Raw genomic sequence first — 6,661 nt, 5'->3', positions numbered from 1 at the left:
CAACCACGCAGAGCGATCTCGAGCAGCTCGCGCCCTACGCGGACTACCGCCCGAAGTTCGCCACCCTCGAGGAGGAGCGACGCCACCGCAAGCAGCGGCTGGCGGCCGGTTTCCGCCTGTTCGGCAAGTTCGGGTTCGACGAGGGTGTCGCCGGTCACATCACCGCTCGCGACCCTGAGCACCTCGACCACTTCTGGGTCAACCCGTTCGGCGTGAACTTCAAGTTCATCCGCGCCTCCGACCTGCTGCTCGTCAACCGTGACGGCGAGGTCGTCGAGGGCGACAAAGGCGTGAACGCGGCCGCGTTCGCCATCCACTCCCAGGTGCACGAGGCCCGACCGGACGTGGTGGCCGCCGCCCACTCCCACTCGCTGCACGGGAAGGCGTGGTCGTCACTCGGCCGCCTGCTCGACCCGCTGACCCAGGACGCGTGCGCCTTCTACCCGGACCACGCCCTGTTTGACGACTACACGGGCGTGGTCCTCGACCTCGAGGAGGGCAAGCGCCTCGCGCATGCGCTCGGCGACAACAAGGCCCTCATCCTGCGCAACCACGGGCTGCTCACCGTCGGGCATAGCGTCGACGAGGCGGTCTGGTGGTTCATCACCATGGAGCGTTCCTGCCAGGCCCAGCTGCTCGCCGAGGCCGCCGGCACGCCGGTGCACATCTCGCCGGAGGCTGCTGCGCTCACCGCCAGCCAGGTGGGGTCGCACGTCGCCGGGTGGTTCAGCTTCTCGCCGCTCTACGAGTGGATCGTGGCCGAGCAGCCCGAGCTCCTCGAGTGACGCCACGGGCGGTCCGGCGGCCGCCGGCCCGCTGATCGTGGTCTACGACGACTTCGTCCGGGCGTACTCCTTCGTCCCGGCGAGGAAGGCGTCCGGGTCCCCGAACTTCCCGGCCACGATGTCGGCGAACCAGCCCGGGACGTAGCCCTCGAAGGTCCCGGCGTCGAGCTGGGCGAGGACGGGCTCGACGATCGCGTCGACGGGGAGCATCTCGACCGAGTCGTGGAACCCGGCCTCGTTGTCGGGCAGGTGGAACAGCTCCGTGTCCAGGACGCCGGGGTTCACCACGTGCACCAGCAGCTCGGTGTCGCGCAGGTCGACCGCCATCGACTCGGAGAAGGCCGTGATCGCGGCCTTGCTGGCGGCGTAGGCCGCCTCGATCGGCGGACCGAGCCGCGCCGCCACCGACGAGATGTTCACGATCCGCCCGGCTCGATCGACGAGTCCCGGCAGCAGCGCAAGGGTGAGGCGCACGGGCGAGAAGTAGTTGATCCGCATGACCGCCTCGACCTCGTCGGGCTCCAGCCGCGTCACGTGCCGGCGCTTCGGGATCCCGGCGTTGTTCACGAGCACGTCGACGCCATCCAGCTCCCGCTCGGCTCGCGCCGCGAAGGCGGCGATTCCGTCGAGGTCGGCCAGGTCGACGGTCCACGCGCGGGAGCCGGGCGAGTGCTCCCGGAGTCGCTCGAGCACGGCCTGGAGCCGGTCCCCACGGCGCGCGCAGATCCCGACCGTCGCGCCACGACGCGCGCAGCCTTCGGCGATCGCGGCGCCGATGCCCGACGACGCACCGGTCACGAGCACGTGCTTGCCTTCGACGGAGTAGCCCACGAGGCCCGACGCTACTGGCAGCCGGCGGGTACTGTCCGGCGCCGTGACCCTCGACCCGTCGGCGGCCTTGCTGACCGACCGGGTCGCCGTGGTCACGGGCGCCGCGGTCGGCATCGGCGAGGCGACCGCCGTCGCCCTGGCTCGCTTCGGCGCGCACGTGGCGATCTGCGACCGCGACGTCACGGGGCTCGACGCCACCGCAGACGCGGTCGAGGCCGAGGGCCGGCGCGTCGTCGCGGCCGAGCTCGACGTCCGTGAGGAGGAGGCGTGCCGCGGGTTCGTGGCGACGGCGGCGCAGGAGCTCGGGCCGATCGACGTGCTGGTCAACAACGCCGGTGGCGGGTTCGTCGCCGACTTCCTCGGCGTCAGCGCCAAGGGTCAGGACGCGCTGATCCGCGAGAACTTCGTGAGCGTGACGAACCTCGTGCGCCCGGTCGTCGCGACCATGGCCGACCGCGGCGGCTCGATCGTGAACCTCACGTCGATCGAGGCCCACCGGGCCGCGCCGGGCTACGCGGTCTACTCGGCGATGAAGGCCGCGGTGACCAGCCTGACGAAGTCCCTCGCCCTCGAGCTCGGGCCGCGGCGCATCCGCGTCAACTGCATCGCCCCGGACGTGATCCCGACGCCCGGCATCGGGCCGGTGGCGGTGCACACGCCGCTGCCGATCCAGGGGGACGTCGACGACGTCGCCGCCGCGACCGTCTTCCTGGCCGGCGACCTCAGCCGCTTCGTCACCGGCACGACGATCCACGTCGACGGCGGCAACCTCGCGGCCGGGGGCTGGCATCGCCGCGACGACGGCTCGTACGTGACGCACGCATGAGCGGCCGGCCCGACGACGAGCGCGCCCGGTGAAGTTCGGGATCGCGCTCGGCCGTCTGAACCCGGCGTTCTTCGTCGACTGCACCCTCGAGGCCGAGCGGCTCGGCTTCGAGTCGGTGTGGCTCCCCGAGCACCTGATCTTCACCAGCCGGATGAGCCGGTCGCCGCATCCCGGCGAGGAGCACCCGCCCGTCCCGCCCACCACACCGATCTTCGACGCCTTCGCCTACCTGGCGTACCTCGCCGGCCGCACCGAGCGGGTGCGGCTCGGCACCCACGTGTACAACGTCGGGCTGCGCCACCCCTTCGTCGCCGCCCGCGGCGTGCAGACCCTCGACCTCGTGTCGGGGGGCCGGGCCGAGTTCGGCGTCGGCGCCAGCTGGCTCGAGGAGGAGTGGGTGGCGGCGCAGCTCGACTTCCACCGGCGGGGCCGGCGCGTCGACGAGGCCCTCGAGGTGTGCCAGCGGCTCTGGACCGAAGAGGTGGTGTCGCACCACGGGGAGTTCTTCTCCTTCGACGGCGCCGTCTTCGAGCCGAAGCCGACCCAGCGCCCCTGGCCGCCGATCCTCGTCGGCGGCGAGAGCGACGCCGCGCTGCGCCGCGCCGCCCGGCTCGGCGACGGGTGGATCGGGATGAGCCACGACTTCGAGAGCGGCGCCCGTCAGGTCACCCGGCTGCGGGCGCTGCGGGCCGAGGCCGGGCGCGACGCCGAGCGGTTCGAGGTCTGCCTCGGCGGGCCGGTCGCGGGGCCCGACGACGTCCGCCGCTGGGAGGAGCTCGGCGTGACCCGCCTCATCGTGTCGCCTTGGGCGCGATCACGCGAGGCACGGACCGGGATGGCGGACTTCGCGTCGCTGGTCGGGCTCTCCCCGACCGCCGGCGCTCGGTGACGAGGCGGGATCGGCCCCGGGGCCGCCGGTCAGGGCCAGTCGGCGAGCAGCCGGTCGGGGTCGGCGTCGAAGTCCCGGGTCGTCCCGCGGTTGCGGAGCGACACCTCGACCACCCCCGGCTGCATGGTGTGGCAGATGGCGCCCTGGACGTCGAGGAGGTCGAGGGCGCGGGGGACCGCGTCCAGGTCCATGCCCCGCCCCATGCCGATGTCGCAGGCGCGGCGCAGGACGATCGCGGCCTCGGCGTCGTCGGGGGGCAGGGTCCGGTCGGCCCAGCGGAGGAAGCCGCCGCGCCAGCGCGTCGTCGAGTACGGGGGCGGGTCGACGCAGGCCCGGCCGTCGAGGACCCAGCGGAGCGTGGGCTCCCCGTCCCGCCACAGGCGCACCTCGCGCCGCCCGCCGGCCTGGGCCCCGGCCGGGATCGCCACGTCGTACTGGCGGGCCGTCCCCGGTGGACCGCCGCGGGCGGCGTGCGCGACCGCGAGCCCGGCCAGGTCGAACATGTGGGTGCAGTTGCGGCGGGGGTCGGTCCAGTCGCCGACGGCCAGGCAGCGCCTCGACAGCGGCATGCCGACCAGCGCCCGCAGCGGCTCGGCCGCGCCGGGGCAGGTCGTCCACGGCCAGCGCCGCGACTCGGCGTCCATCGCCAGGACGCGCTCGCCGTCGTGGCCGAGGCGGACGGTGAAGTAGTGGAAGTCGTCCTCGAGGGCGCCGGCGACGACGCCGTCGTCCTCGGTCACGGTGCGGAGGCGCCGACGGTAGGACCCGGAGGGGAACGGGGCGCTCACGTGCTGCGCGTCCGGCCGCCGGGGTAGTTGCCGCCGCCGAACCGGGCGTCGAGCGCGTCGTAGTCGACCGCGAGCCCGCGGCGCGGCAGCGCGTCGACGAACTCGACCGACCGGGGCTTCTTGTAGGCGGCGATCTGGGCCCGGCAGTGGTCGATCAGCTCGTCGGCGGTCGCGGCCGCCCCCGCGCGCAGCACGACCACCGCCTTCACGCTCTGCACCCAGGCGGGGTCGGGCACGCCGATCACCGCGCACTCGGCGACCGCAGGATGGGTGGCCAGGCCGCGCTCGACCTCGGCGGGGTAGATGTTCTCCGCCGCCGACTTGATCATGCGGGTCTTGGCCCCGATGAACGTGATCGACCCGTCGGCCTCGCGGCGGCCGAGGTCGCGGGTGTGGTGCCACCCGCCCCGGCGCCGGCTGGCGTTCTCGGCGGGGCGGTTCCAGTAGCCGCACATCACCGTCGGGCCGCGGGCCACGATCTCCCCGACCTCCCCCGGGGGCAGGTCGCGGTCGTCCTCGTCGACGACCCGGACCTGGGCCAGCGGGGACGGACGACCGTGGGTGCCGGCGGCGTCGAGGCCGAGGCAGCTGTAGGTCAGCATCCCGACGACCTCGCTCTGCCCGTACCCGCCGGGCCGGGCGGCCCACGGGCTGTCGTCGGGGCTCGTGACCGCGTCCCACGCCGGCCGGCCCGGCGGCGTGCGGAGGCTGGACAGGTCGTGGCCGCCGGCCTCTCGGGCCGAGAGCACCTGGTCGAGGGTGGGGCCGACGATGAACGCGCCGGTGCACCGCTCCCGCTCGATCGTCTGGCACAGGAGCTCGGCGTCGACGCGCCGCACGAACACGTTGGTGCCGCCGGCGACGAAGGTGGCGAGCGTGTGCATGAGCGTCCCCAGGTGAAAGAGCGGGCCGCTGTTCAGGTACACGTCGTCGGCGGTCGTGCCGGTGTAGTGCCCGTACACCAGGCCCTGGGCGATGCAGGCGACGTGGCTCAGCATGGCCCCGTTCGGCTGACCGTCGAACGCGGCCGTGTACACCACCAGCGCGGCCGACGACGGGTCGACGCGGCGGTCGGGATCGGCGGTGGGGCGCGCGGCGATCCAGTCCTCGTACCCTCCCGGGTGCTGGTCGTGGCGCACCCAGCGGGCCGGGGCCCGCGCGCGGCGGCGGGCCTCGGTGACGGCGGCCCCGACTTCCTCGTCCTGCCAGATCACGACCCGGGGCTCGAGGTCGTCGACGACGAAGGCCAGCTCGTCCGGGCTCGACCGCCAGTTCACCGGGCAGAACAGCGCCCCGAGCTTCGCCGCCGCCAGCAGCCCTTCGAGGACCCGGAACGAGTTCTGGCCCAGCCACGCGACGCGCGTACCGGCCTCGACGCCGTCGGCGGCGAGCGCGGCGGCGAGCTGGTTCACGCGGGCGTCGAGGGCGGGGAAGGTGAGCCGCCGCTCCCCGTCCACGGCGCCGAGCTGGCCGGGCCGGCTGCGGGCGTGCTCTCGCAGTACGTCGCCGAGGGTCAAGGCGTGGACCGGGTCCACCGGGTCAGGGCTCCAGCGAGTCGCGGTACGCCATCGGGAGCAGCTCCACCAGCTGCCCGTCCGGGTCGCGGACGAAGACACCGAACCCGATGTTCGTGTCTTCGAGCACCTCGCCGCCGTGCTCGATCACCCGCCGGCACGCGAGGTCGAGGTCGTCCACCGACAGCGACACGTGGGTGAGGCCCGGCTCGTTCATCGCCCGCACCGCGGGCGGCGCCGACCGCGCGCCGGACCCCCCGAAGTGGAGGAGCTCGAGGATCAGGCCGTCCCGCCGCAGGTAGCACGCGGTCATGCCGATGGGAGGCTGCAGGCGCAGCAGCCGATCCGACGGCGAGTCGTCGGGCGTGATCTCGCGCCAGAACTCGAACCCGAAGACCTCCTCGTAGAAGCGTCGGGACCGGGCCAGGTCGGTGACGCACTGGCCCACGTGGTTGAACGTCGCCATGCGCGCATGTTCGCGCATCGCAGCGCGCCCGGACGGAGGTCCGGCGCGGGCGGCCGTCGCCGACCCGCTCGGGACGGTCCTAGTCCTTCGGCGGCCGGACGTTGATCACGAGCGTGAAGATGGCCTTCAGCACCGGCTCGTCGGTGCGGGCGTCCTTCCACTCGGTCTCGGTCTCGTAGAACTCGAGCTTCCCGCCGTTCGATCGTTCCTTCTCGTACACGTCGGTGACGACGGTGGACCCCTCGAGCAGGTCGCCGACGTGCGGCCAGCGGTAGTACTCGAAGGCCTGCTCGCCGTGCAGGATGGCCCGCCCGGGGCCGCGGAGCCGGTCGATCGGGAGGCCGGCCGCGCCCCCCGCGCCGAGCGAGCCCCAGTACGACATCACGAACGGGAACGTCGGCGGCACGGGGGCGCCGTCGGCCCGGTACGCGGCGTCGTCGTCGCCGAGCGCCTCGGCGAACACGCGCACCGGGCCCCGCTCGATGACCACGGTCTGGCGGCCCGTGGTCTGGCCCTTCAGCTCGGTGAGCGCCAATGCCCTGCTCCTTCGCGCCGGCGCGGC

At 73.8% G+C, this 6,661-nt stretch carries 8 protein-coding genes; 3 read left to right on the top strand and 5 right to left on the bottom strand.

The features are described from left to right. Nucleotides 1-785, top strand: a 785-nt coding sequence (locus VG869_05765; protein ID HEV3450695.1) for a class II aldolase/adducin family protein, incomplete at its 5' end; no start/stop codon positions are given. Between the two features lie 42 nt (nucleotides 786-827). Here VG869_05765 and VG869_05760 read toward each other — a convergent pair. Continuing rightward, nucleotides 828-1,616 carry an SDR family NAD(P)-dependent oxidoreductase gene (locus tag VG869_05760; GenBank protein HEV3450694.1) on the bottom strand — a complete coding sequence of 263 codons (789 nt, stop codon included), beginning with the start codon at nucleotides 1,614-1,616 and terminating at the stop codon, nucleotides 828-830. 43 nt (nucleotides 1,617-1,659) lie between these two features. On the opposite strand from VG869_05760, the gene VG869_05755 reads away from it, so the two are divergent. Beyond that, a complete protein-coding gene (locus tag VG869_05755) occupies nucleotides 1,660-2,442 on the top strand; it encodes an SDR family NAD(P)-dependent oxidoreductase (GenBank protein HEV3450693.1) in 783 nt (260 codons plus the stop codon). Nucleotides 2,443-2,470: 28 nt separating this feature from the next. Continuing rightward, the gene (locus VG869_05750; protein ID HEV3450692.1) at nucleotides 2,471-3,331 is read left to right on the top strand and encodes an LLM class F420-dependent oxidoreductase; all 861 of its coding nucleotides are present in this window, start codon (nucleotides 2,471-2,473) and stop codon (nucleotides 3,329-3,331) included. 29 nt (nucleotides 3,332-3,360) lie between these two features. Here VG869_05750 and VG869_05745 read toward each other — a convergent pair whose 3' ends face one another. The 4 genes from VG869_05745 to VG869_05730 all read right to left on the bottom strand — a co-directional run bounded on the left by VG869_05745 (nucleotide 3,361) and on the right by VG869_05730 (nucleotide 6,634). Beyond that, nucleotides 3,361-4,119 carry a DUF2889 domain-containing protein gene (locus tag VG869_05745; GenBank protein ID HEV3450691.1) on the bottom strand — a complete coding sequence of 253 codons (759 nt, stop codon included), beginning with the start codon at nucleotides 4,117-4,119 and terminating at the stop codon, nucleotides 3,361-3,363. Next, complete coding sequence (locus VG869_05740) at nucleotides 4,116-5,654, bottom strand: AMP-binding protein (protein HEV3450690.1); 1,539 nt, start codon at nucleotides 5,652-5,654, stop codon at nucleotides 4,116-4,118. Before VG869_05740 ends, VG869_05745 begins: the two co-directional genes overlap by 4 nt. Nucleotides 5,655-5,658: 4 nt before the next feature. Then, entirely contained in the window at nucleotides 5,659-6,099 is a 441-nt protein-coding gene (locus tag VG869_05735) for a VOC family protein (protein ID HEV3450689.1), read from the bottom strand. A 79-nt stretch (nucleotides 6,100-6,178) separates the two neighbouring features. Then, the gene (locus VG869_05730; GenBank protein ID HEV3450688.1) at nucleotides 6,179-6,634 is read right to left on the bottom strand and encodes a MaoC family dehydratase N-terminal domain-containing protein; all 456 of its coding nucleotides are present in this window, start codon (nucleotides 6,632-6,634) and stop codon (nucleotides 6,179-6,181) included. Between the last annotated feature and the right edge of the window lie 27 nt (nucleotides 6,635-6,661).

The organism is Acidimicrobiia bacterium (assembly GCA_035948415.1).
Taxonomy (GTDB): domain Bacteria; phylum Actinomycetota; class Acidimicrobiia; order IMCC26256; family PALSA-555; genus PALSA-555.
This window is presented reverse-complemented; position numbering and strand designations above follow the sequence as displayed.

Excerpts from the sequence above, each read along its gene's own strand:
- VG869_05735 (HEV3450689.1), bottom strand. The coding sequence starts at position 6,099 with ATGGCGACGTTCAACCACGTGGGCCAGTGCGTCACCGACCTGGCCCGG.